This is a genomic window from Streptomyces sp. 130 (assembly GCF_007096885.1).
Classification (GTDB): Bacteria; Actinomycetota; Actinomycetes; order Streptomycetales; family Streptomycetaceae; genus Streptomyces.
In genome coordinates, this window is sequence record NZ_VJNO01000003.1 from 197,600 (window position 1) to 221,669 (window position 24,070).

At 72.9% G+C, this 24,070-nt stretch carries 24 protein-coding genes; 16 read left to right on the forward strand and 8 right to left on the reverse strand.

The window, feature by feature from the left end; genetic code table 11:
* Positions 1-11 precede the first annotated feature (11 nt).
* The 10 genes from FKN01_RS04805 to FKN01_RS04850 all read left to right on the forward strand — a co-directional run bounded on the left by FKN01_RS04805 (position 12) and on the right by FKN01_RS04850 (position 10,435).
* Positions 12-1,031: a LacI family DNA-binding transcriptional regulator gene (locus FKN01_RS04805; RefSeq protein ID WP_143616697.1), complete on the forward strand. Its 1,020-nt coding sequence runs from the start codon at positions 12-14 to the stop codon at positions 1,029-1,031.
* Between the two features lie 90 nt (positions 1,032-1,121).
* Entirely contained in the window at positions 1,122-2,414 is a 1,293-nt protein-coding gene (locus FKN01_RS04810) for an extracellular solute-binding protein (protein WP_143616699.1), read from the forward strand.
* On the forward strand, positions 2,411-3,349 hold the full coding sequence (locus FKN01_RS04815) for a carbohydrate ABC transporter permease (protein WP_143616702.1): 939 nt from the start codon (positions 2,411-2,413) through the stop codon (positions 3,347-3,349). The genes FKN01_RS04810 and FKN01_RS04815 overlap by 4 nt, the downstream gene beginning before the upstream one ends.
* Position 3,350: 1 nt before the next feature.
* Positions 3,351-4,208: a carbohydrate ABC transporter permease gene (locus tag FKN01_RS04820; RefSeq protein WP_143616704.1), complete on the forward strand. Its 858-nt coding sequence runs from the start codon at positions 3,351-3,353 to the stop codon at positions 4,206-4,208.
* Positions 4,209-4,213: 5 nt separating this feature from the next.
* The gene (locus FKN01_RS04825) at positions 4,214-5,293 is read left to right on the forward strand and encodes a glycosidase (RefSeq protein WP_143616706.1); all 1,080 of its coding nucleotides are present in this window, start codon (positions 4,214-4,216) and stop codon (positions 5,291-5,293) included.
* A complete protein-coding gene (locus FKN01_RS04830; protein ID WP_143616708.1) occupies positions 5,290-6,510 on the forward strand; it encodes a Gfo/Idh/MocA family protein in 1,221 nt (406 codons plus the stop codon). The genes FKN01_RS04825 and FKN01_RS04830 overlap by 4 nt, the downstream gene beginning before the upstream one ends.
* Positions 6,507-8,114, forward strand: coding sequence for a glycoside hydrolase family 13 protein (locus FKN01_RS04835; RefSeq protein ID WP_143616710.1), 1,608 nt, complete (start codon positions 6,507-6,509; stop codon positions 8,112-8,114). Before FKN01_RS04830 ends, FKN01_RS04835 begins: the two co-directional genes overlap by 4 nt.
* Positions 8,083-9,486, forward strand: coding sequence for a phosphomannomutase/phosphoglucomutase (locus FKN01_RS04840; protein ID WP_143616712.1), 1,404 nt, complete (start codon positions 8,083-8,085; stop codon positions 9,484-9,486). The genes FKN01_RS04835 and FKN01_RS04840 overlap by 32 nt, the downstream gene beginning before the upstream one ends.
* A 27-nt stretch (positions 9,487-9,513) precedes the next feature.
* Positions 9,514-9,909, forward strand: a complete 396-nt coding sequence (locus FKN01_RS04845; protein WP_143616714.1) for a hypothetical protein — start codon at positions 9,514-9,516, stop codon at positions 9,907-9,909.
* 76 nt (positions 9,910-9,985) lie between these two features.
* Entirely contained in the window at positions 9,986-10,435 is a 450-nt protein-coding gene (locus tag FKN01_RS04850; protein ID WP_143616716.1) for a GNAT family N-acetyltransferase, read from the forward strand.
* 13 nt (positions 10,436-10,448) lie between these two features.
* On the opposite strand, the gene FKN01_RS04855 is transcribed toward FKN01_RS04850, so the two are convergent.
* The gene (locus FKN01_RS04855; RefSeq protein WP_260696776.1) at positions 10,449-11,012 is read right to left on the reverse strand and encodes a TetR/AcrR family transcriptional regulator; all 564 of its coding nucleotides are present in this window, start codon (positions 11,010-11,012) and stop codon (positions 10,449-10,451) included.
* A gap of 318 nt (positions 11,013-11,330) precedes the next feature.
* Here FKN01_RS04855 and FKN01_RS04860 point away from each other — a divergent pair, with 318 nt between their 5' ends.
* Complete coding sequence (locus tag FKN01_RS04860) at positions 11,331-13,232, forward strand: RICIN domain-containing protein (RefSeq protein ID WP_143616718.1); 1,902 nt, start codon at positions 11,331-11,333, stop codon at positions 13,230-13,232.
* 65 nt (positions 13,233-13,297) lie between these two features.
* On the opposite strand, the gene FKN01_RS04865 is transcribed toward FKN01_RS04860, so the two are convergent.
* The gene (locus FKN01_RS04865) at positions 13,298-13,585 is read right to left on the reverse strand and encodes a hypothetical protein (RefSeq protein ID WP_143616720.1); all 288 of its coding nucleotides are present in this window, start codon (positions 13,583-13,585) and stop codon (positions 13,298-13,300) included.
* Between the two features lie 173 nt (positions 13,586-13,758).
* Here FKN01_RS04865 and FKN01_RS04870 point away from each other — a divergent pair, with 173 nt between their 5' ends.
* The 4 genes from FKN01_RS04870 to FKN01_RS04885 are packed head-to-tail and all read left to right on the forward strand — an operon-like array spanning position 13,759 to position 17,946.
* Positions 13,759-14,514: a (5-formylfuran-3-yl)methyl phosphate synthase gene (locus FKN01_RS04870; protein WP_143616722.1), complete on the forward strand. Its 756-nt coding sequence runs from the start codon at positions 13,759-13,761 to the stop codon at positions 14,512-14,514.
* A gap of 8 nt (positions 14,515-14,522) precedes the next feature.
* Positions 14,523-15,923, forward strand: coding sequence for an aldehyde dehydrogenase family protein (locus FKN01_RS04875; RefSeq protein ID WP_143616724.1), 1,401 nt, complete (start codon positions 14,523-14,525; stop codon positions 15,921-15,923).
* Entirely contained in the window at positions 15,920-17,032 is a 1,113-nt protein-coding gene (locus FKN01_RS04880; protein ID WP_260696769.1) for an NAD(P)-dependent alcohol dehydrogenase, read from the forward strand. Before FKN01_RS04875 ends, FKN01_RS04880 begins: the two co-directional genes overlap by 4 nt.
* The gene (locus FKN01_RS04885; RefSeq protein ID WP_143616726.1) at positions 17,029-17,946 is read left to right on the forward strand and encodes a class I SAM-dependent methyltransferase; all 918 of its coding nucleotides are present in this window, start codon (positions 17,029-17,031) and stop codon (positions 17,944-17,946) included. Before FKN01_RS04880 ends, FKN01_RS04885 begins: the two co-directional genes overlap by 4 nt.
* A gap of 167 nt (positions 17,947-18,113) precedes the next feature.
* Here FKN01_RS04885 and FKN01_RS04890 read toward each other — a convergent pair whose 3' ends face one another.
* The 5 genes from FKN01_RS04890 to FKN01_RS04910 all read right to left on the reverse strand — a co-directional run bounded on the left by FKN01_RS04890 (position 18,114) and on the right by FKN01_RS04910 (position 22,090).
* Positions 18,114-18,617: a GNAT family N-acetyltransferase gene (locus FKN01_RS04890; protein WP_143616728.1), complete on the reverse strand. Its 504-nt coding sequence runs from the start codon at positions 18,615-18,617 to the stop codon at positions 18,114-18,116.
* 85 nt (positions 18,618-18,702) lie between these two features.
* Positions 18,703-19,305 carry a hypothetical protein gene (locus FKN01_RS04895; protein ID WP_143616730.1) on the reverse strand — a complete coding sequence of 201 codons (603 nt, stop codon included), beginning with the start codon at positions 19,303-19,305 and terminating at the stop codon, positions 18,703-18,705.
* A gap of 153 nt (positions 19,306-19,458) precedes the next feature.
* Positions 19,459-20,253 carry an SDR family NAD(P)-dependent oxidoreductase gene (locus tag FKN01_RS04900; RefSeq protein ID WP_143616732.1) on the reverse strand — a complete coding sequence of 265 codons (795 nt, stop codon included), beginning with the start codon at positions 20,251-20,253 and terminating at the stop codon, positions 19,459-19,461.
* Positions 20,254-20,341: 88 nt separating this feature from the next.
* Positions 20,342-21,166, reverse strand: a complete 825-nt coding sequence (locus tag FKN01_RS04905) for an aldo/keto reductase (RefSeq protein ID WP_143616734.1) — start codon at positions 21,164-21,166, stop codon at positions 20,342-20,344.
* Between the two features lie 144 nt (positions 21,167-21,310).
* Complete coding sequence (locus FKN01_RS04910) at positions 21,311-22,090, reverse strand: NAD(P)H-dependent oxidoreductase (RefSeq protein ID WP_143616736.1); 780 nt, start codon at positions 22,088-22,090, stop codon at positions 21,311-21,313.
* Positions 22,091-22,234: 144 nt separating this feature from the next.
* On the opposite strand from FKN01_RS04910, the gene FKN01_RS04915 reads away from it, so the two are divergent.
* Positions 22,235-23,131: a helix-turn-helix transcriptional regulator gene (locus FKN01_RS04915; RefSeq protein WP_143616738.1), complete on the forward strand. Its 897-nt coding sequence runs from the start codon at positions 22,235-22,237 to the stop codon at positions 23,129-23,131.
* On the opposite strand, the gene FKN01_RS04920 is transcribed toward FKN01_RS04915, so the two are convergent.
* Positions 23,091-24,038, reverse strand: coding sequence for an aldo/keto reductase (locus tag FKN01_RS04920; protein WP_143616740.1), 948 nt, complete (start codon positions 24,036-24,038; stop codon positions 23,091-23,093). The genes FKN01_RS04915 and FKN01_RS04920 overlap by 41 nt on opposite strands.
* Between the last annotated feature and the right edge of the window lie 32 nt (positions 24,039-24,070).

A 24,070-nucleotide genomic window follows, 5' to 3' on the forward strand; every position in this document is an offset into this window, starting at 1 on the left:
GGTCCAGGCACATGGCACGCAAGCCCACCATCGCGGATGTCGCCCGGCGGGCCGGTGTCTCACGTGCCACGGTCTCCTTCGCTCTGAACGACCGGCCCGGTGTCGCCGAGGAGACGAAGCTGCGGGTCCTCCAGGCGAGCCGGGAGCTCGGCTGGACCCCGAGCCGTCAGGCCCGGGCCCTCTCGCTCGGCAAGGCCGGTGCCTTCGGGCTCGTCCTCGCCCGCGACGCGGAGCAGGTCGGGGCCGACCCCTTCTTCCCGGCGTTCATCGCCGGGGTGGAGGCGGTGATCGGGCAGCGCGGCGACGGGCTGATGATCCATGTGACCTCGCCGGAGAACGAGCAGGGCGTCTACCGGCGCCTCGCCTCCGAGCAGCAGGTGGACGGGGTCCTCCTCACCGACCTGCGCCGCGACGACCCGCGTCCCGCGCTGCTGCGGGAACTCGGTCTGCCGGCCGTCGTGGTCGGACAGCCCGAGTGGGGCGACGGCCTGACGGCGGTGAGCCTGGACGACGAGCCGGCGTACACGGCCGCCGTCCGCCACCTCGCGGAGCTGGGCCACCGGCGCATCGCCCACGTCGAGGGGCCGCAGGAGCTGCTGCACGCCCATCGGCGCCGGACCGCGTGGGAGCAGACGCTGCGCGCGCTCGGGCTACCCGAAGCCCCCGTGCTGCCCGGCGGGTTCACGCCCGAGGGCGGCGCGCTGGCGACCAGGCGGCTGCTAGCCTCGGCCGAGCCGCCGACCGCGATCGTCTACGGCAACGACCTGGCCGCGATGGCCGGGCTCTCGGTCGCCCAGGAGCTGGGTGTCCGGGTGCCCGACCAGTTGTCGCTGGTCGGTTACGACGACGCGCCCCTGACGCGGTACAGCTACCCGCCGCTCGCCTCCGCCCGTGCCGATGCGCGGGGCTGGGGCGAGGCGGCGGCCCGCGCTCTCGACGCGGTCATCGCCGAGGGCGCCGCCGACCATGTTCGGCTGGCACCGGCCCAGTTCGTGCCCCGCGCGTCGATGGGGCCCGCGCCCCGCCGGTGACGTAACGGGGGCAATCGACCGGTCGTGCTCGCACCGACCGGGAATTCCGTGCGGCGACGAGGCCGCGCGTGAACAGTTCGGAGATCAATCATGCTGAGGAGAACGGCGTACGCGCTGCTCGTGCTCGCTCTCGCGGGCACGGCGACGGCCTGCGGCCGGTCGGCTCCCGATCCGGCCACCGCCGCAACGGCGCGCGGCCCGATCACGGTCTGGCTTTCCAACAACGCGCAGGAGGTGCAGTGGGGCAAGGCGATGGTCGCCGCCTGGAACAAGGCCCATCCCGACCAGCACGTCACCGCGCAGCAGATTCCGGCCGGCAAGACCTCGGAGGAGGCCATCAGCGCCTCGATCATCGCGGGGACGACGGCCTGTCTCGCCTTCAACACCTCACCGGCGGCGGTGCCGACGTTCCAGAAGCAGAACGGACTCGTCTCCCTCAGTGACTTCCCGGACGGCGAGAAGTACATCACCGGTCGCGGCGGCTCCCTCACCGACCAGTACCGCTCCGCCGACGGCGAGTTCTACCAGCTGCCGTGGAAGAGCAACCCGGTGATGATCCTCTACAACAAGAAGCTGTTCGCGAAGGCCGGTCTCGATCCCGAGCACCCGAAGCTGGCCACGTACAAGGAATTCCTCGAGACCTCCCGGACGCTCGTGCGCAGCGGTGCCGCGAAGGCGGCGATATGGCCGTCGCCGAGCAGTGACTTCTTCCAGCCCTGGTACGACTTCTATCCGGCGTTCGCCGCGCAGAGCGGCGGCAAGCAGCTGATCGAGGACGGCAAACCGCAGTTCGACTCGGCGGCGGGCCGTCAGGTCGCGGCGTTCTGGCGCACGCTGTACGCGGAGAAGCTGGCGCCCCAGGAGCAGTATCCGGGCGACTCGCTCAACGACGGCAAGGCCGCCATGGCGACCGTCGGCGCGTGGGCGGTGGCCGCTTACAAGGACAGTGTGGACATCGGTGTGGTGCCGGTGCCGACCGCCGACGGCGGCAGCGGCAAGCACTCGTTCAGCGACGAGAAGTCCGCGGCGATGTTCAGTGCCTGCGAGAACCGGGCCACCGCCTGGGACGTGCTGAAGTTCGCGAGCTCCGCCGCGCAGGACGGAAAGTTCCTGGAGACCACCGGCCAGATGCCGATGCGTGAGGACCTGACGGCGAAGTATCCCGCCTACTTCGCGAAGAACCCGACCTACAAGGCCTTCGCCGACCAGGCGGAACGCGTGGTCGAGGTGCCGAACGTGCCGGGCTCCATCGACATCTGGCAGGCGTTCCGCGACGAGTGGACGAAGTCGGTCGTGTTCGGCCGCGAGTCCACGGACGCGGGGCTGCGCAACGCGTCCTCCGAGATCACCGACCTGCTGAACGAGTACGGGGACCCGTCATGAGCGTGAACACGGATGCGGCGCCCGGCGCCGTGCGCACCAGCGGCCCCGCCCCGCACGGCAAGGCGCGGCGCGGTCTGTCACGGGCCGGCGCGCTGTTCGTCTCGCCGTACGTGCTGTTCGTCGTGGTGGTCTTCGCGGTCCCGCTGGTCTACACGGTGTGGATCTCCTTCCACCGCTTCTACTTCACCGCGCCGGGCACACACATCGACTCGCCGTGGGTGGGTCTGTCGAACTACCGGGACGTCTTCACGGACCCGGTCGTCGGGCAGGCGTTCCTCAACATCCTGATCTTCCTCGTCATCAACGTGCCGCTGACGGTGGGCCTCTCGCTGGTGCTGGCGAGCGCGCTGAACGCGAAGATCCGGGGGCGTGCGTTCTTCCGCGCCGCGTTCTACGTGCCGTATGTGACGGCGAGCGTGGCCCTGGTCGCCGTATGGCAGTTCCTCTTCGGCTCGGACGGCTTCGTCAACCACCTGCTCGGCTCGCACGCCCCGGACCCGTCGTGGCTGGTCAACTCGCATCTCGCGATGCCGATGATCGCCGTGTTCGTGACCTGGAAGCAGCTCGGCTTCTTCGTGATGCTGTACCTGGCGTCGCTGCAGAACGTCGGCAAGGAGCTGTACGAGGCGTCCGCCATGGACGGCGCGGGCAAGGTGCGGCAGTTCTTCTCGGTGACCGTGCCCGGCGTACGGCCGGCGACGACGCTCGTCGTGATCTACGCGATCATCACCGGCGCCAACCTGTTCAGCGAGCCGTATCTGCTCACCGGGGGCGGCGGCCCCGACCACGCCTCCACCTCGCCCGTCCTGCTGATGTACCAGAAGGGCATCGAGCAGGGGCATCCCGACTTCGCGGCGGCCCTGGGCGTCGTTCTCGTCGCCTTCGTGATGGTCGTGTCGATCGCCGCCCGCAAGCTCACCGAGAGGGGCGACTGACATGAGCGCCACCAACCCCGGGCCCGCCCGCCGCTTCTCCGCGGGCAGCGCCGTCCGCTACGTGCTGCTGTCACTGGGCGCCGTCGCCTTCCTGTTCCCCTTCTACTACATGATCGTCGGCTCGCTGCGCGGGCAGACGGTCGGCGACCTGTCGGCGGCGGTCCCGTCCGGGCTGACCGGTGACAACTACGCGGCGGTCAACAGCGCGATCTCGCTGGGCCGGTCCCTGCTCAACTCGGGGATCATGACCATCGGGGTGCTGATCTGCACGCTGGTGTTCGGGGTCCTCGCCGGGTACGCGCTGGCACAGCTGCGCTTCCGGGGCAAGGGGGCGGTCTTCGCGGCCCTCCTGCTCGTGCAGATGGTCCCGTTCCAGCTGCTGACGCTGCCGCTGTACGTCCTGGTCGTCCGCGACTACGGGCTCGGCGACAACTACCTGGGCATGATCCTGCCCTTCGCGATCAACTCGACGGCCGTGTTCCTGTTCCGCCAGTTCTTCGCGCAGATGCCGCAGTCCCTCTTCGAGGCGGCCCGCATCGACGGCGCGAGCGAGCTGCGCATCCTGTGGCGGATCGCGCTGCCGATGGCCCGGCCGGCCGTGCTGAGCGCGCTGCTGCTGACGTTCATCGGTCCGTGGAACGAGTTCCTGTGGCCCTTCCTCGTCACCAAGAACGCGGACATGCAGCCGCTGGCCGTCTCGCTCGCGAGCTTCCTCTCCAACCTCCAGGGCACGGTGGCCAACCCGGCCGGAGCCCTGCTGGCCGGCGCCTGTGTGCTGGCCGTCCCCGCGGTGGTCCTGTTCCTCCTGTTCCAGCGCCACTTCACCTCAACCGACATCGATTCCGGAGTAAAGGGCTAAACGCCATGAGCAACACCACCACCGCCACCCACATCCCCTACCGCATGGTGCGCAAGGGTGTGGTCATGTCCCCGCTGGCCGGTGAGGCGAACGAGGTCGAGGGCGTCCTGAACCCCGCCTCCGGCCGCACCCCGGACGGCACGCTGCACCTGCTGCCGCGCCTGGTCGCCGAGGGCAACGTCTCCCGCGTCGGCCTCGCCGAGGTCACCTTCGACGAGGCGGGCGTGCCGAACGGCGTCGAGCGCCGCGGCACCGTGCTCGCCCCCGACGAGGGCTGGGAGCGCGGCAAGAACAACGCCGGGGTCGAGGACCCGCGCATCACCTGGATACCGTCGCTCGGCAAGCACGTCATGAGCTACGTGGCCTACGGCCCGCTCGGCCCGAAGCCGGCGCTCGCCGTGTCCGAGAACCTCACCGACTGGACCCGTCTCGGTCCGATCCAGTTCGCCTACCAGCCGGACCTGGACACCGACCTCAACCTCTTCCCGAACAAGGACGTCGTCCACTTCCCCGAGCCGGTCCCGGGCCCGGACGGCGAGCCGGCGTACGCGATGCTGCACCGCCCGATGTGGGACCTCGGCTGGTTCCGCCCCGGCGAGGGCGTCCACCTGCCCGCCGGTGTCACCGACGAGCGGCCCGGCATCTGGATCAGCTACGTCCCGGCCGCCGAGGTCGAGGCCGACATCACCGCGCTTGCCCGGCCCCGCTGCCACAAGCTGCTGGCCCTGTCCGAGTTCCCGTGGGAGTCGTTGAAGATCGGCGGCGGCCCCGCCCCGATCCGGGTCCCCGAGGGCTGGCTGCTCATCCACCACGGCGTGTCCGGCACCATCGAGGACCCGTGGGCGCAGAACCAGGACGTCTCGTACGCGGCCGGCGCGATGATCCTCGACCCGGCCGACCCGTCCCGTGTCATCGCCCGGTCGGACCAGCCGCTGATGGCGCCGGAGACCGAGGAGGAGCGCTCGGGCACCGTCCCGAACGTCGTCTTCCCGACGGCGATCGAGGAGATCGACGGCGAGCTGTACGTGTTCTACGGCATGGCCGACGCGCACATCGGCGTGGCCCTCCTGGAGCGCACGGCATGACGGACGGCGCCCTGGGTATCGGCCTGGCCGGCTGCGGCGGGTTCGCGGAGTTCGTCCTGGACGCGATCGCCGGTCTGCCCGGTCTGCGGCTCGCGGCGGTCGCCGACCCCTCGCGCGAGCGGGCCCGGCTGCTCGGCGAGCGGCACGGCGTCCCGGCGCTGGGCTCGCTGGACGAGCTCCTTCAGCGGGACGACGTGGAGGCCGTGCTGATCGCCACGCCGCCCGCCGGCCACGCCGCGATGGCCACGGCCGCGCTGCGCGCGGGGCGCCACGTCTTCTGCGAGAAGCCTCTCGCCACCACGACCGAGGACGCGTCGGCGGTCGTCGACGAGGCGCGGCGCGCCGGGCGTGCCCTGGTGGTGGACCATGTGCTGCGCTACAACCCGCTGCTGCGGGCGGTGGAGCGGCTGACCGGGCGGGGGCTGCTCGCGCCGCCGCGCCGGTTCCTGTTCGAGAACGACGCGTCCGACGAGGACCTGGGCCCCGGGCACTGGTTCTGGGACCCGGCGCACAGCGGCGGCATCTTCATCGAGCACGGCGTCCACTTCTTCGACGCCGCCCGCGCGCTGCTCGGCTCCGACCCGGTCAGCGTGCGGGCCACCGCGGTCGCCCGGCCCGGCGGCCCGGTCGACATGGTCAGCGCCGATGTGGTGCACCCCGGGGGCGCGCTCGCCTCGCACCTCCACTCCTTCACCCACGCCCACCGCGCCGAGCGGCAGCTGATGCGCCTGGACCACGGGTTCGCGGAGTCGCGGATCAGCGGCTGGATACCCGTACACGCGGAGATCACGGCGTGGACGGACGAGGCGGGCGCCCGCGCCTGGGAGGAGCTGCCGGAGCTGCGGGACGAGCTGCTGGCCGTCGAGGGGTTCCGGCCCGGCGGCGGCGAGCGGATCACCGTGCGCGTGGAGCGGGGCGCCGCCCCGGCCGCGCCGGCCCGCGGCCGGGGCGAGGAGCGGACCGTGCCGCACCGGGTGACCGCGGTGCTGGACCTCGGCGGCGAACCGCGCAAGCCGTATGTGTACGCGCAGAGCGTGCGCGCGGCGATGGCCGACCTGGTGCGCTCGGCCCGTACGGGCGAACCGCCGGTGGCCGGCCCGGTCAGCGGTTTCGCGGCGGTCGCGGTCGCCGAGGCGGCCACGGTCGCCGCCGCGACCGGCACCGAGCAGCACGTCCTGTCCCCCGGCCGGGCCCTTACCGAAGGAGTCTCCGCATGAGCTGGTGGCAGGACATGGTCTGCTACGAGGTGTACCCCCGGGCCTTCGCCGACTCGGACGGGGACGGGACCGGCGACCTCGCGGGCCTGACCGCGCGCCTGGAGCACATCCGGGACCTGGGCGCGGACGCGGTGTGGTGCACCCCGTTCTATCCGTCCCCGCTCGCCGACGGCGGCTACGACATCTCCGACTACACGGGTGTCGCCGAGGACCTGGGGACGGACGCGGACGCCGGACGGCTGACCGCCCGCGCCCACGAGCTGGGCCTCAAGCTCATCGTGGACCTCGTCCCGAACCACACGTCGGACCGCCACCCGTGGTTCCTGGACGCGCTCGCGGCGGGCCCGGGATCGGCGGAGCGGGAGAGGTACCTGTTCCGGGCGGGCCGGGGCGAGGCCGGCGAACTGCCCCCGAACGACTGGCAGTCGGCGTTCGGCGGTCCGGCCTGGACGCGCGTCGCGGACGGCGAGTGGTACTGCCATCTGCACGCCCCCGAGCAGCCCGACCTGAACTGGCGCAACCCGAAGGTGCGCGACGCGTTCGCGGACGTCCTGCGCCACTGGCTGGACCGGGGTGTGGACGGCTTCCGGGTGGACGTGGCGCACGCCCTCTTCAAGGCGGAGGGCCTGCCGGACGCGGGGCCCGGGCAGCACGCCGACCCGCTGCGCAACCACCTGATGCCGTACTACGACCAGGAGGAGCTGCACCCGCTGTACCGCGAGTGGCGGGCGCTGCTCGACACCCATCCGGCGCCGCCGGGGGCGGTGGCGCCGCACGACCGGGTGATGGTCGCGGAGTCGGCCGTCTTCGACCCGGCCCGGCTGGCCCGCTACATCCGGCCCGACGAAATGCACCAGGCGTTCAACTTCGCCTTCCTGGAGGCGGCGTGGGACCCGGCGGAGCTGCGCCGCGTCATCGACGACTCGTTCGGCGTGCCGGGCGCGGCCGTCACCTGGCTGCTCTCCAGCCATGACGCGGTGCGTCCGGTCACCCGGTACGGCTCCCCGGAGCGGGCCCGCGCCGCCGCGCTGCTGATGCTGGCCCTGCCGGGGTCCGCGTATCTGTACCAGGGGGAGGAGCTGGGCCTGCCCCAGGCCGAGGTGCCCGTCGACCGCATCCTCGACCCGCTGTGGGAGCGTTCGGGCCGCACCGAGCGCGGGCGCGACGGGGCGCGGGTGCCGTTGCCGTGGTCCGGCGCCCGGGCGCCGTACGGCTTCACCACGGCGGACGCCGGGGCCACCTGGCTGCCGCAGCCCGCGGACTGGGCCGGTCTCACCGTCACCGCGCAGGAGGCGGACCCCGGCTCCACCCTCGCCCTGTACCGGGCGGCGCTTCGGCTGCGCCGCGCCCATCCGGCCCCGGACCCGGCGGCGCCGCCCGTCTGGCTCTCGGAGCCGGGCGCGCCCGTTCTCGCGTTCCGGCGCGGGGAGTTGGTGTGCGCCGTCAATCTGGGCGACGAGCCCGTGCGTACGCCCGGCCGCCCGCTGCTCAGCAGCGGACCGCTCGACGGGGACGCGCTGCCGCCCGACACGGCCGTCTGGTTCCTCGCCCCGCCCTCTTCCCGTACCGCCCATGGAGACACCTGTGACGACACCCGTGACTGACCCGACGCCCCGCACCGACCTGTCGGGGCTCGTCAAGGCTTACGACGTACGCGGTGTGGTGCCGGACCAGTGGGACGAGACGACGGCGGAGCTGTTCGGCGCCGCGTTCGTGCACGTCACCGGTGCGGGCGCGATCGTGACGGGGCACGACATGCGGCCCTCCTCCCCCGGTCTCGCCCGGGCGTTCGCCCGCGGAGCCGCGGCGCGGGGCGCGGACGTCACGGAGATCGGGCTCTGCTCGACGGACCAGCTGTACTACGCGTCGGGCTCGCTGGGCCTCGCCGGTGCGATGTTCACCGCGTCTCACAACCCGGCCCGCTACAACGGCATCAAGCTGTGCCGGGCCGGTGCGGAGCCGGTGGGCCAGGACACCGGTCTCGCCGAGATCCGCGCCCTGGTCGAGCGGTGGACGGACCACGGGGCGCCGGCCCCGGCCGCCCGCCCGGGCGCCGTCACCGGGCGGGACACCCTGGACGGGTACGCCGCGTATCTGCGCTCCCTGGTGGACCTGTCCGCGATCCGCCCGCTGAAGGTGGTGGTGGACGCGGGCAACGGCATGGGCGGTCACACGGTCCCGACGGTGCTCGCGGGTCTGCCGCTGACGGTGGTGCCGATGTACTTCGAGCTGGACGGTACGTTCCCGAACCACGAGGCCAATCCGCTGGAGCCGGCCAACATCGTGGACCTCCAGGCGCGGGTGCGTGCCGAGGGTGCCGATCTCGGGCTCGCCTTCGACGGCGACGCGGACCGCTGCTTCGTCGTGGACGAGAACGGCGACCCGGTCTCGCCGTCGGCGATCACGGCCCTGGTCGCCTCGCGCGAGCTGGCGCGGCACCCGGGCGCGACCGTCATCCACAACCTGATCACCTCGCGCGCCGTGCCCGAGGTGATCCGTGAGGCGGGCGGCACACCGGTCCGTACCCGGGTCGGCCACTCGTTCATCAAGGCGGAGATGGCCCGTACCGGTGCCGTGTTCGGCGGCGAGCACTCCGCGCACTACTACTTCCGCGACTTCTGGAACGCGGACACGGGCATGCTGGCCGCGCTGCACGTGCTCGCCGCACTCGGCGGCCAGGACGGCCCGCTGTCCGCGCTGACCCGCCGCTTCGAGCGGTACGCCGCGTCGGGCGAGATCAACTCCGCGGTCACCGACCAGGCCGCCCGCACGGCGGCGGTCCGGGCGGCGTGGGAGTCCCGTCCCGGCGTGTCGGCCGACACCCTGGACGGGCTCACCGTCAGCGGCGCGGACTGGTGGTTCAACCTCCGCCCGTCGAACACGGAACCGCTGCTGCGGCTCAACGTGGAGGCCCGCACCGAGGAGTCGATGCGGCGGGTCCGGGACGAGGTGCTCGCGACGGTGCGCGAGGCCTGACGGACGCCGCCGGGCACAATGCGGCCCATGAGCCTGCACTACGAAGTCGTCTTCACCTGCTTCCTCCGCGAGGACACCCCCGCCCCGGTGCTCGACGCCCTGCGGTGGCACCTCGGCCTGCCCGGGGAGCCGCCGCAGGGGTACGGCGCGGACGAGTACGCGTATCCGCTGCTCAGCCCGGACCCGCACAGCCGCCTGCCGGGCGGGGACTTCGCGTCCTTGCGGCTCCAGGACGCGGGGTGGGGGCTGTACAGCCGCAACTACTGGCTGGACGACGACCTGGGCGAACTGGTCACGGTCCTGGACCTGCTGGCCCCGCACGTAGCGCGCCCCGGCCCCGGCGGCTTCTTCCGCGAGGAGGACGAGCTGCGGCCGACGGTCTTCACGTTCCGGGACGGCGGTTACGACGCGCTGGAGCCGTGAGCGCCGCCCGGGCTGCCCGGCGCCTCCTGGCAGGGCGACGGAGTCACCGAGGGGCGCCCGTGCCAGGGTTGAGCGTATGGAGATCACCGTACGCACCGCCGTCGAGCGGGACCTTTCCTCGCTGCTCGCCCTCTACCGCGAGCTGAACCCCGACGACGCGGCCCTGTCGCAGGAGGCGGCCCGGGGTGTGTGGGAGCGCATCGCGGCGCAGCAGGGGCGGACCGTTCTCGTCGCCGAGGGCGGTGGGGCCGTCGTCGGGACGGCCGACTGCGTCGTCATGCCGAACCTGACCCGGGGCGGCCGGGGCATCCTCTTCGTGGAGAACGTCGTGGTCGCCGGGGCCGGCCGCCGGCGGGGCGTCGGACGGCGTCTGCTGGAGGCGGTGGTGGGCGTCGCCGAGGAGGCCGGCTGCTACAAGGTGCAGCTGCTCGCCGCCGATGACGCGTATGTGCACACCTTCTACGAGTCGTGCGGTTTTGAACCGCGGGCCCAAGGGTTCAGGCGCTACCTCGGGCGCGAGGCGTGACCCGTGGCGCTGTTCAGCCGCCGGCGCCGAAGCGGTCCGGGGCCAGCGTCCTGAGCAGGGCGTCTACCACCAGGTCCGTCGAAGCGGCCATGTCCACGGCGCCGGGGGCCAGCAGCCACTGGACCTGGAGGCCGTCCATCACGGCGATGACCGCGTTGGCCGCGTGCTCGACCTTCTCCGTGCCGTCGTCGGGGAGGCCGCACGCCTCGCGGAGGGCGTCGGCGACGAAGCCCCGCAGTCCGTCGTAGCGGTCCCGGAAGTAGTCCTGCGCCGGGTGGTCGTCCGTGACGGACTCCGCCGACAGGACGGCGTACAGGCGGACGATGCCCTCGCGTTCGGCGTTGCGAATCGCGGTGTCGACCAGGTGGCGCAGGAACGCCAGACCCCGCGGGCGGTCCGGGCCCAGCTGCTCGATGTCCGACTGGTCGCGCAGTTCGAGGACGCTGGTGAGCAGGAGCGCCTTGGACCGGAAGTAGTGCAGGACGCCGGCCTGGGTGAGGCCGACCCGGTCGGCGATCTCGGCGAGCGAGGCGTTGTTGTAGCCACGGGCGGCGAAGGTGTCCATCGCGATGTGCAGGATGTCCCGCTGCCGCTGCCGGGCTTCGGCGCTCCTGGGCGTGCGGGGCCTGGCCGGCCGGCCGGGCCCGCCTGCTGAGTGGTGGGTCACCGGCACAGCTTAGACCGGCCGGAACGCGGGCCGGCGGGTGTGTCCGGGCCGCTGACCTGGGGGCGGCGGGCGTGCGGGGACCGCCCGCACCAAAGCACGCCCGACTACTTACTAACCACTTAGTGGGTGTGCTTTCATATCGCCGTCGTCCACGGAGCCGCGCCCCGCCACGGCGTCCGAGGGGACGCGCCATGTCCTCCCCCAGGCATGACCGAAGGAGAGCCGCACATGTCCCACGACACTCCCCCGCGCCCACGGGCGCGCGCCGCGGTCGCGGCCCTGGCGATGGCCGTCGCGGCCGTCGGTCTGGCCGGCAGCGGTACGGCCGCGCGGGCCGCCGACCCCACGGCTCAGGTATGGGTCACCACTCCCGACGGCGCGAAGAGGCTGTCCGCCGAGGGCACCGTCGCCTTCACGGGCTCGCCGCAGAGCATCGACATCCGCGTGGACGCCGGCAGCAGGGGCCAGAGGTTCACCGGGGCGGGCGCCTCGGTGACCGGGGCCTCGGCCCACCTCATCCAGGGCCTGCCGCAGGACAGGCGGAGCGCGTTGATGACCTCGCTGTTCTCGGCCTCCGGCGACGGGATCGGGCTCAGCTATCTGCGCCAGCCGCTCGGCAGCAGCGACTTCAACGCCGACGGCAGCCTCTACACGTACGAGGACACGCCCGGCTCCTTCTCCATCGACCGGGACAAGGCCGAGATCATCCCGGTCCTGAAGCAGGCCACCTCGGTCAACCCGGCCATCCGCTTCATGGGCACCCCCTGGTCCCCGCCCGCCTGGATGAAGACCAACAACGCGCTGAACGGCGGCAGCCTCAAGCCGGAGAGCTACCAGTCGTACGCCGACTACCTGGTCAAGGCGATCAAGGCGTACGGGCAGCAGGGCATCGTGCTGACCGACCTCACCGTGCAGAACGAGCCGCAGTTCGCGGCGAGTTACCCGTCGATGACCATGACCGCGTCCCAGCAGGCGGACTTCTTCAAGGTGCTCGACCGTACGCTGACGGCGGCGGGCCTGCCGACGAACCTGCTGGCCTTCGACCACAACTGGGACCACCCGGACTATCCGTTGGAGGTGTTCGCCGGGACCCCGGGCACGAGCCGGGTGATCGGCGCCGCGTTCCACTGCTACGGCGGTGACCCCTCCGCCCAGCAGCAGGTCGTCGACGCCGGGAAGCGGGTGTTCTTCACCGAGTGCTCCGGTACGGAGAGCGCCGACCGGTCCGCCACCTTCGCCGACACCCTCAAGTGGCACGCCGCGAACCTCGTCGTGCGCAACATGCGCAACGGCGGCGAGACGGTCATCGACTGGAACCTGGCCCTGGACCAGAACGGCGGCCCGCACCAGGGCGGTTGCGCGGACCGCTGCAACGGAGTCGTGGAGATCGCGAACGGCACTGTGACGCGCAACGCCGAGTATTACGTACTGGGGCAGCTCGCCAAGTTCGTCGTGCCCGGCGCCACCCGCATCGGCTCGACCAGCCAGGGCGGCGGAGGGGTGGAGAACGTCGCCTTCCAGAATCCGGACGGCTCCCGGGCCGCGTACGTCGTCAACTCGGCCGCGAGCGCGCAGCGGTTCTCGCTGACCGACGACGGCAGGTCGCTGGTCTACACGCTGCCCGCGGGCGCGGTCGCCACCTTCGTGTGGAACGGCACCGACGGCGGCACCACGGAGCCGCCCGCCGGCTCCGTCGACCCGTCCGTCTGGTACCGGGTGAAGAACGCCGGCAGCGGTGCCTGTCTGGACGCCGCCGACTGGGGCACCGCCGACGGGACCGCGCTCCAGCAGTGGAGCTGCACCACCGGCGCCAACCAGAGCTGGCAGTTCCGGCCCGCGGGTGACGGCGCCTACCAGGTCGTCAGCCGGCACAACGGCAAGGTGTGGGACGTCGACGGCGGGCCCGGCGCGACCGCCTCCGGCACCCGCGTGCACCTGTGGTCCTACGTGGGCGGCACCAACCAGCAGTGGCGGGCGGAGCCCCTGGGCGCGGCCGGCCGCTACCGCTTCGTCGCCCGCAACAGCGGCAAGTGCCTGGCCGTGGACGGGGCGTCCACCGCCAACGGCGCGCACCTCTCGCAGCAGCCGTGCGACGGATCGGCGGCGCAGGCGTTCTCGCTGGAGAGCTGAGCACCCCGGGCCGGTGCCCCCGCGAGCGGTCCGCTCGCGGGGGCGGCAGGCCTACGCCACCGGGCTCAGCCGAGGCCGCGATGGGCGGCCCACAGCGTCCCGGCGCGGCTCGCCCCTTCGGCGATCAGGGCCGCCAGTTCGGGCCGGTCGGGCACCGGGAACGAGACGTACGCGCCCCGTCCGCCCTCCACCGGCCGGCCGTACGCCTTCGCGGCGAGGCGGCCGTCGGGGAGGAGCCGGATGTTGAGGGTGGTCAGCTGGAACTCCGTCCCGCGCCGGGTGTCGGTCCAGCGGAGCTCCGCCGGGATCGTGATGTTGACCGCCAGCGCGCTCACTTCCAGGTCACTGCTCATCCACGCATGATCCCACGGTGCTCCCATGCGCCGGGGTGTGCGGCGCGTTGCCGTGGGGCGCCGTGCTCCCAGGGGGCCCCGCGCGCTCTACCGGGGCCCGGGGGCGGCGGAAATGATGAGCACACCGCAGGTCAACCTGGTGATCCGCACCCCTGCGGCGGAAGGAGCCCAAGGTGTTGCTTCTCATCTCCCCGGACAGCGTCGAGGAAGCCGTCGACTGCGCGAAGGCGGCGGAGTACCTCGACATCGTCGACGTGAAGAAGCCCGACGAGGGGTCGCTCGGCGCCAACTTCCCCTGGGTCATCCGGGAGATCCGGGAGGCGGTCCCGGCCGGCAAGCCGGTGTCCGCGACCGTGGGCGACGTCCCGTACAAGCCCGGCACGGTGGCCCAGGCGGCGCTGGGGGCCGTCGTCTCGGGTGCCACGTACATCAAGGTCGGGCTCTACGGGTGCACGACGCCCGACCAGGGGATCGACGTCATGCGGGCGGTCGTCCGGGCGGTGAAGGACTACCGTCCGGAGGCCCTGGTCGTCGCCTCCGGTTACGCCGACGCGCATCGCGTCGGGTGTGTCAACCCACTCGCACTGCCCGACATCGCGGCCCGGTCCGGTGCCGACGCGGCCATGCTCGACACGGCCATCAAGGACGGTTCCCGGCTGTTCGACCACGTACCGCCGGACGTCTGCGCCGAGTTCGTCGGTCTCGCCCACGCCTCCGGACTGCTCGCGGCCCTCGCGGGCAGCGTGAAGCAGGACGACCTCGCCACGCTGACCCGGATCGGCACGGACATCGTGGGGGTGCGCGGGGCGGTCTGCGAGGGCGGTGACCGCAACGCAGGAAGGATTCAGCCGCACCTGGTGGCCGCGTTCCGGGCGGAGATGGACCGGCATGCCCGGGAGTTCGCGGCCGGCGTCACCCTCGCGGGCTGACCGCCGGGATGCGGACATCGGACGAGGCGGGGCGCGGCGCCCGGGGCGCGTCGTTCTCCGTGGCCGACCCGGCCACCGGGGAGATCTGCGGCGAGGCCCCCGACATGCGGCCGGACGAGCTGGACGCGGTGATCGGCCGGGCCCACCGGGCCTGGCCCGGGTGGCGGGCCGACGCCGCCGCCCGGACCCGGGCGCTGCTCGGCGCGGCCGACGCCGTGGAAGCGGCCGGTGACGACCTGGCGCCCCTGCTCACCCGGGAGCAGGGCAAGCCGCTGGCCGAGTCGTACGCGGAGGTCGCCCGCACGGCGGCCCGGCTGCGCTACTTCGCGGACCTCGCCCCGAGGACGCGGCGGATCAGCGACGGGCGGCCGGTGCGCAGCGAGGTCCGCTGGCGCCCGGTCGGGCCGGTGGCCGCGATCGTGCCGTGGAACTTCCCGCTGCAACTGGCGGCGGCGAAGTTCGCGCCCGCGCTCGCGGCGGGCAACACCATGGTCCTCAAGCCGTCGCCGTACACCCCGCTGGCCACCCGGCTGCTGGGGTCCGTCCTGGCGGCCGCCCTGCCCGAGGACGTGCTGACCGTGGTAACCGGGCGCGAACCCCTCGGGGCGCGGCTCGCGTCGCACCCGGGCATCCGGCACGTCACCTTCACCGGTTCGGTACCCACCGGACGGGCGGTCGCCGAGGGGGCGGCGGCATCCCTCGCCCGGGTCACCCTGGAACTGGGCGGCAACGACGCGGCCGTCCTGCTGGACGACGTCGATGTGGAGGCGGTCGCGGACCGGTTGTTCTGGGCCGCCTTCCGCAACTGCGGGCAGGTCTGCATGGCCGTCAAGCGGGTCTACGCGCCCGCGCGGCTGCACGCGGAGGTGGTCGAGGCGCTGGCCCAGCGCGCGAAGTCCGTCGCGGTGGGCAGCGGTCTCGACCCGGACACCCGGATCGGCCCGGTCAACAACGCCCCGCAGCTGGCCCGGGTGGCGGAGCTCACCGAGCGGGCCCTGGCCGACGGTGCCCGGGCCGCGGCCGGCGGGCACCGGCTGGACGGCCCGGGCCACTTCTTCGCCCCGACGGTCCTCACCGGCGTGCCGCCCGGGAGCGCGGTGGTGACGGAGGAGCAGTTCGGGCCGGTCCTGCCGGTGCTGCCGTACGGAAGCGTCGACGAGGCGGTCGACGCGGCCAACGGCACCGGCTTCGGGCTCGGCGGCTCGGTCTGGGGCACCGACCTGGACCGGGCGGAGGCGGTGGCGGACCGGCTGGAGTGCGGGACGGCCTGGATCAACCATCACGCCGAACTGTCGCTCGCCCAGCCGTTCGCCGGGATCAAGGACAGCGGGGTCGGCGTCGCGGGCGGCCCCTGGGGGCTGTACGGAAACCTGCGGCCGTTCGTCGTCCACCGCCCGGAGGGACCGTGACCAGGAGATTCAGGGCGGCGGTGCTGCGCTCGTACGAGGAGCCGTTCGCGGTCGAGGACGTCGTCCTGCGGACGGCACCCGCCGCCGGTGAGCTGCTGGTGGAGATCGCGGGCGCCGGGATGTGCCGGACCGACCTCGCGGTGCGCCGGTCGGCCGGCCGCAGCCCGCTGCCGGCGGTCCTCGGCCACGAGGGGGCCGGGGTCGTCGTGGAAACGGGCGGCGGGCCCGGTACGGGGATCGGCGTCGGCGACCACGTGGTGCTGAGCTTCGACTCCTGCGGGCTGTGCCGCAACTGCCGGGGCGCGGCCCCCGCGTACTGCGACTCCTTCGCCTCGCTCAACCTCTTCGGAGGGCGTGCGCAGGAGCCGCCCCGGCTCGGCGACGCGGACGGGAAGGCGCTGGCGCCCCGGTGGTTCGGCCAGTCCTCGTTCGCCGAGTACGCGCTCGTGTCCGCCCGCAACGCCGTCCGCGTCGACCCCGCGCTCCCCGTCGAGCTGCTCGGGCCGCTCGGCTGCGGCTTCCTCACCGGGGCCGGGGCGGTGCTGAACACCTTCCGCGCCGGTCCGGCCGACCCGCTGGTGGTCCTCGGAGCCGGGGCGGTGGGGCTGGCGGCGGTGATGGCGGCGGGGGCGGCCGGGGTGCCGGTCGTGGCGGTGGACCGGTACCCCCGGCGGCTGGAGCTCGCCGAGCGGTACGGTGCCGTCGCGCTGAGCGCCGGCCCGGCCGGGCTGCCGGAGCGCATCCGCCGGCTGACGGACGGCGGCGCGCGGTACGCGCTGGACACGACGGCGTCGCCCGCACTGATCAACGACGCGCTCCGGGCGCTCCGCCCGACCGGGACGCTGGGCCTGGTGGCGCGGCTGCACAGCGCCCTGCCGCTGGAGCCGGGCACCCTGGACCGGGGCCGCAGCGTGCGCCACATCTGCGAGGGGGACGCGGTGCCCGGGCTGCTGATCCCGGTACTGACGGAGCTGTGGCGGGCCGGGCGGTTCCCCTTCGACCAGCTGATCCGTACCTATCCCCTGGCCGGCGTCAACGAGGCCGAACGCGACTGCGACGCGGGCCGGGTGGTCAAACCCGTCCTGATCCCGGAGGGAAGAAGCCGATGAACGAGGCATGCGGTACAACACCCCAGGACCTGGGGGCGGCGGAGGGTGTGGACGGCGGTGTGGGGCTGACCGCCCTGCTGGTCGCCGCCGCCCGCGCGATCGAGACCCGTCGCCATGACAGCCTGGCCCGTGACGTCTACGCCGAGCACTTCGTGCGGGCCGCGCCGGCGTGCGCCGGGTGGCCCGTGCGCATCGAGGAGGTGCCCGACGGGGACGACAACGCGCTGTGGGGCCGGTTCGCCCGCTACTTCGGGCTGCGGACCCGGGTCCTGGACGACTTCGTCGTGCGGTCGGTGCTCACGGGCGCCCGCCAGGTGGTGCTCCTGGGGGCCGGGCTGGACACCCGGGCGTTCCGGCTGGACTGGCCGTCGGACTGCGTGTTCTTCGAGATCGACCGGGCGGGCGTGCTGGCCTTCAAGCACCAGGTGCTGACGGACCTGTCGGCGGCGCCGCGGGTCAAACGCGTGCTGGTTCCGGCCGATCTGCGCGACGACTGGGTCAGCGCGCTGACCGCCTCGGGCTTCGACCCCGGGGCACCGAGCGTCTGGCTGGCGGAGGGCTTGCTGTTCTATCTGCCGGGCCCGGCAGAAACGTATCTCGTGGACACCGTGGACTTGCTGGCCGCCGAGGGCAGCGCCCTGGCCTTCGAGGCGAAGCTGGAGGCTGACCTTCTGGCGTACCGGGACAGCGCGACCTACACGGCGACACGCGAGCAGATCGGCATCGACCTGCTCGACCTGTTCGACAAGGGCCCGCGTCCCGACTCCGCGGGCCGTCTCGCCGCGCGGGGCTGGTCCGCCTCGACGCACACGCCTTTCGAGTTCACCCGCCGCCACGGACGCGGCCCGCTGCCGGAGGCGAACGACGCGCTGGAGGGCAACCGGTGGATCTTCGCGTACCGGCGCCGCACCTAAGGGCTGTCCCGTAATCCCTGGCGGGCGTGCGACGACAGCCACGGCACCTCGCCGCGTTGTCGGAACGCCCGAATACACCCAGTATTCGGGCGTCCCTCCGCCTTGCGATGCACCGCGTCTGACGCCGCACGCTGATCCACCAGGGATTACGGGACAGCCCTTAGCGTCTACGGCAACTCGCGGGTGAGCCAGACGACTTCGCCGTTCTCCTCGGTGGAGAGGTGGTCCCGTACGAAGTCGAGCTTCTCCAGGACGCGGAGCGAGGGCGCGTTCCACGTGCCCACGGTCGACCAGAGCAGCCGCCGCCCGGTCGCGGCGGCGGCTGCGACCACGGCGCGGGCGGCCTCGGTGGCGTAACCCCGGTTGTGCGCACGCCGGAACAGCTCGTAGGCGATCTCCGGCTCCTCCAGGGTGGAGCGGCCGATGATCAGTCCGCAGTAGCCGATGAAGTCGCCCTCGTCGCGGCGCTGGATGGGAAGGAGCGCGATGCCGGTGTTCTCCGTACCGGCGAGGAGACCGGCGATGCCCTTGCGGGCCCGCTCCACCGTGTAGGTCTCCTCGCCGCGTTCGGAAAGGAGTTCGCTGAAGTCGCCGGCGTCGGATTCGGCCCAGGGGCGCAGAATCAGCCGCTCGGTCTCCAGGTGGTACGGCATGGTCGCGTAGGTCGGCATGCCCCTACTCTGCCGTACGGCCACGTGCCTTCCGCCGGTGCGGGGGAACTCTCTGTGACGCGGCGACGGGCCGCGTCCCTGCCCCTCACCCGGTGCCGGGGTCCGGCCAGGCCGCGACCAGGGTGTCCACGTCCGGGAAGCGGGGGCCGCCGATCGGCTCCCGGAGCGTTTCGCCGTTGAGCCAGCACACCTCGCCGGGGCTGCCGTCGCCGATGTCGAACAGGCAGCACACTCCCCCGGCGTCCGCCGTGAGGCCGGTGAACGCCTCCCGGACCGTGGCGGAGTGTTCGAAGAGACGGCTCATCGCCGAGGTCGCGGCCCAGAACTCCATGGACGCGTAGTCCGGGTGATGGCCGGACCTGAAGCGGACCGTGGCGTAGATGTAGCCGACCCGCAGCCGCCCGTCGGCCGGGGGTGCGTAACCGGGCCGGTCGGCGTACGCGCGTACCGCGTCGTCCAGGCCGAACACGAGGGAGGTGTCGAGGTCGAGCGTGCCGCCTCCGGAGCAGTCGACCGGGGCGCTTTCGAAGTTCGAGGTGAACGGAAGGGCGATCCGGTCACCTCCGGGCAACGTGACGTGGAGCGGGGGCCCACCGGGGTCCGGCGCGGCCAGATCCGCCAGCGCGGTCAGCGCCCCGGCGACGTTCCGCGGGCGCAGGTAGATGTCGTAGCTGTAGGTCAGCCCCATGAGCGATGCCCCTCCCCCTCGGCTCTGCGGGATGGCAGCCTCTCATGAACATGCTGCCGGGCCCTGGCGTTTTCCCCCGGGCCCGGGTCCTGTCAGGCCGGTGCGGGGCCGGCCGCGTACGCCGGCGGCCACGAGCGGTAGCGGCCGGCGCGCTCAGGGCAGGATCGAGTCGACGTAGCCGCCGTCGGCGCGGAGGGCGCCGCCCGTGGTGGCGGAGGCGTACGGCGAGGCGAGGTAGACGACCATGTGGGCGATCTCCTCGGGCTCGATGAGGCGTTGCAGCAGGGACTGGGGGCGGTGCTTCACCATGAACTCGTGCTGGGCTTCGTCCCAGGGCAGGTCGTCGCCCACGAGTTCGCGGACGAAGTCCTCGACGCCGCCGGTGTGGGTGGGGCCGGCGATGACGGAGTTGACCGTGACTCCGGTGCCCGCGGCCTCCTTGGCGAAGCCCCGGGAGACCGCGAGCAGCGAGGTCTTGGTCATGCCGTAGTGGATCATCTCGGCGGGGATGACTACGGCCGAGTCGCTGGCGATGTTGAGGACGCGGCCCCAGCCGTTGTCCTTCATGCGCGGCAGGTAGGCGCGGATGAGGCGCACCGCGGAGAGGACGTTGACCTCGAAGTAGCGGCGCCACTCCGCGTCCTCGATCTCCAGCGGGGCGGCGGCCCCGAAGACGCCGAGGCTGTTGACCAGGATGTCGACCGTCGGCGCGGCCTGCAGGACGGCCGCGGTGCCGTGCTCGGTCGCGAGGTCGCCCGCCGCACCGGTGACCTCGTCGTTGCCGGAGGCGGTCCGCACGGCGTGCACGGCCTCGGCGACGCGTTCCTGGCCGCGTCCGTTCACGACGACGTGGGCCCCGGCGCGGGCCAGCCCGACGGCGATGGCCTCGCCGATGCCCTGGGTGGAGCCGGTGACCAGGGCGGTGCGGCCGGAGAGATCGATGTGCATGGCGGTCCTCCTCACGCCCGGGGCGCTGCCCGCCCGGGCGGGTGGTCGGCGGGAGCGTCCGGCCGGCCGGACGGACGCCGCGCTGGGTTCAGTTGAGGGTGTCGGGGTCCGGTCCCGTGCGCAGTCCCCGGTCGAGGTCGGCGAGGGCGGCCAGGTCGGCGTCGGTCAGGTCGAACCCGAAGACGTCGAGGTTCTGCCGGATGCGGGCGGGGGTGACGGACTTGGGGATCACGATGTTGCCCGTGGCCAGGTGCCAGCGCAGCACGACCTGCGCGGGCGTTACGCCGTTGGCCTGAGCGATGCGCACGACCGCCTCGTCGTCCAGCACCGCGCCCTGGGCCAGCGGGCTCCACGCCTCGGTCGCGATGCCGTGCTCGGCGTGGAAGGCGCGCAGTTCCCGCTGCTGGAGGCCGGGGTGCAGCTCGACCTGGTTGACGGCGGGGACGGTGCCGGTGTGCTCCATGAGCCGCCGCAGATGGGGGACCTGGAAGTTGGAGACACCGATGGCGCGGGCGCGGCCGTCGGCGAGGATCTTCTCCAGCGCCCTGTACGTCTCGACGTACAGCTCCCGGGCGGGGGTGGGCCAGTGGATGAGGTAGAGGTCCACGTGGTCCAGGCCGAGCTTGTCCAGGGAGGCGTCGAAGGCGGCAAGGGTCCGGTCGTGACCCTGGTCGGCGTTCCACAGCTTGGTGGTGACGAAGAGCTCCTCGCGCGGCAGGCCGGAGTCGGCGACGGCCCGGCCGACACCCCGTTCGTTGCCGTAGACCGCGGCGGTGTCGATGCTGCGGTAGCCGGCGTCCAGGGCGTGCCCGACCGCGGTGGCGGTCTCGTCGTCGGGCACCTGGAAGACACCGAAGCCGAGCTGGGGCATGCGGACGCCGTTGTTGAGCGTGATGTGGGGAACGGAAGTCACGGGGGTGGTCCTTTATGTGTTCGTCGTACGCCGTGCGGCGAACCGGGCCGGGCCGGCTCGCCGCATATGCATGCAGGCGCGCCTTACTTGCATCGACAATACTTGCACACGCCTATTAATGCAACCGATGACTTCCCGCGTCGGTCACCCTGCCAGATGCAGTGCGAAGCCCGAGCGGCCCACCGCTTCCAGGCCCTCCTTGAGGTGCAGCGAGGGGATCTCGTAGTCGCCGAAGTTCTGGCGGCGGTACGGGATCGGGGCGGTCGATTCCAGCGTGAGCAGGCGCTCCTGCCACGCCTTGGCCGCTTCCCGGTAGTCCGTGGCGGCCATCCGGTCGCTGCCGTACAGGACGAACGGCGGCAGCACCTCCAGGCCGGGGTAGTGGAGGATGCCGTGCTGGATCGGGAACAGCAGGTCGTCGATGGGGCCGTTGATGCCCCGGGGCGAGTAGTGGGATTCCAGTCCCCCGACGGTCACCGAGAGGAGGGCGCGACGGCCCGCGAGGGTGCCCTCGCCGTAGCGCTCGCCGTACTTGGTGTCGCTGTGCTCGCCGACGCCGTACGCGAAGTGGTACGTGAAGACGCGGTCCACCCAGCCCTTGAGGATCGCCGGCATCGTGTACCACCACAGGGGGAACTGGAAGATGACGGTGTCCGCCCACAGCAGCTTCTCCTGTTCGGCGCGCACGTCCGGGGTGAGTGCGCCGGCGTCGAAGGCCCGGCCGGAGTCGCGGGCCGGCTTGAGCGGGTCCGAGGCGTGGGGCCCGTAGTCCGCCGCGTCGACGGTCGCCTTCCAGTCCATCGCGTACAGGTCGCTCACCCGCACCTCGTGCCCGGCCGCCTCCAGGGTCGAGACCGCGAGGTCCTTGAGCGAGCCGTTGAGCGACTTCGGCTCGGGGTGGGCGTGGACGATGAGCGTCTTCATGGGAAACGCACTCCTTCGGATCGGATGGTCTCGATCCTGGACGCCCGGGCGCCCGGTGTTCAGGGGCGCCGCTTCCGTCGGACCGGGCTTCCTGGTACCGGCAGGGCCACCCTCGCGCGAGGCGGGCGTGGTCATACTGGGGGCATGGACGATCTCGCGGGATTCCTGCGGACCCGGCGCGCCCGGGTCGACCCGGCCTCGGCCGGCATCTCCGCCGGCGGCCGGCGCCGGGTCGCCGGACTGCGCCGGGAGGAGGTCGCACACCTGTCCGGGGTGAGTGTCGACTACTACGTACGCCTGGAGCAGGGGCGTGCGACCCAGCCCTCCGAGCAGGTGCTGGACGCGCTCGCCCGGGTCCTCGGCCTGGACGAGACCGAGCGCGACCACCTCGACCGGCTCGCCCGGCAGCGGCGCCGGCGCGCGAAGACGCCCGGGGGGCGGGTGCGGCCGGAGCTGCTGCGCGTGCTCGGTCTGGTCACCGACGCACCCGCGCTGCTCATGGACCACCGCATGGACGTCCTGGCGGGCAACCGCCTGGCCCGGCTGCTGTACGGCCGGCCGCTGCCGGGCATGAACACCGCCCGGCATCTCTTCCTGGAGGAGGCCGAACGGGGTCTGTACGCGGAGTGGGAGCAGTGCACCCTGGACGCGGTCGGCCACCTGCGGCTGGCCGCCGGCAAGTTCCCCGACGACGCGCGTCTGGCCTCGCTCATCGGGGAGCTCTCGATGGGCAGCGACCGGTTCCGCCGGCTGTGGGCCCGTGCGGACGTGCGCTGCCGCACGCACGGCCGCAAGGTGTACCGGCATCCGCTCGTCGGCGTGCTGGAGCTGCACCAGGAGAATTTCTCCCTGCCGGACGCGCCGGACCGGGAGCTGATCGTGCTGTCGGCGGCGCCCGGCAGTCCGGCGGAGGACGGGCTGCGGCTGCTGGCCGGGCTGGGCGCCGACGCGGAGGCCGGCGAGGCACCCGGCCGGCCCCGCGCCCGCGAGGAGGACCCCGCTAGCGCGCCGCCTCGAAGCGCGCCAGGTGGTCGTCGCTGAGCCGGATGTCCCGGGCCGCGAGGGCTTCCTCCACGTGTCGCACGCGGCTCACGCCGACGATCGGGGCGATGCCCTGGTGCAGCAGCCACGCCAGGACGACCTGGTTCTTCGTCGCGGAGACCTCGCGGGCCACCTCGTCCAGGACGGCGAGCACCCTGGCGGTGCCGGGGTGGTCGTACGTGTCCGGGAACGGCTTGTCCGGGCGCGTGTAGGAGCCCCAGAGCAGGGAGCTGTACGCCCACACCTCCAGCCCTTCCGCCTCGGCCAGGTCCAGGTCCTCGGCGGTGAGCAAGCGGTGGCCGCCCTCGGCGAGCGGGGTGAGGGGGCGCGGCTGGACGAGGGAGTGGCGCAGTTGCAGGGCGGACCACGGCTCCGCGCCCTGCTCGCGGGCCAGCGACCGGGCCCGCTCGACGCGCCAGGCGGTGTGGTTCGCGGCGCCGACCCGCAGCGCCACGCCCTTGGTGACCAGTTCGCCGAAGGCCCCGACCGTCTCCGCCAGGGGCACGCCGCGGTCCTCCGCGTGGGCCCACAGCAGGTCGACGTGGTCGACGCCGAGACGTTCCAGGCTCTGCGCCACGCCCGCGTGGACGGCGCGGGCGGACAGGCCCTCGGCGCTCTGCGGCCAGGAGTGCGGGACGAGCGGGTTCTGCCGCACCTTGGTCGCGATGCGCACGGCGTCGCGGGCGCCGGGGCGGGCCGCGAGCCAGGCGCCTATGACGCGCTCGCTGGCGCCGCCGGTGCCGCTGGGGTCGGCCCAGAACGAGTAGCAGTTGGCGGTGTCGAGCCATTCGCCGCCACCGGCGACGAAGGCGTCGAGGACGGCGAAGGACGTGCCGGGGTCGACCTGCGTGCCGAAGCCCATGGTGCCGAGGACGATCCGGCGGTTCGTGTTGTCGGTGTTGTTCATGTCCGCCATGCTCGGCGTTGAAGTGCGCTTCA